Below are 228 nucleotides of genomic sequence, written 5' to 3' on the forward strand. Positions count from 1 at the left end.
CCTTTCGACCCCCGCGTAGAGCCCGTTGCGGTTCTCCCCGTAAACCACCTGCGCGTCGACGGTGTTGGGGTCGACGCTGGCGTTGATGATGTTCCACATGTTGGCCCCCGAGCGCAGCAGCAGCACCCAGTCCATGAAGGTTTCGCGGTAACGGGCATCGGGCGTGCCGTCGGCATAGTCCGCAAACAGGAACCTGCCGTTCGGCTTCAGCATCTGCAGGCAGGTCTT

1 pseudogene is annotated in these 228 nt (G+C 63.2%); it reads right to left on the reverse strand.

The annotated features are described in order from the left end of the window. A pseudogene (locus KVT37_RS33335) lies at nucleotides 1-228 on the reverse strand (class I SAM-dependent methyltransferase); the annotation flags it as partial.

It is taken from the genome of Mesorhizobium sp. GbtcB19, assembly GCF_019091085.1.
In the GTDB taxonomy this organism is placed as follows: Bacteria; Pseudomonadota; Alphaproteobacteria; order Rhizobiales; family Rhizobiaceae; genus Mesorhizobium.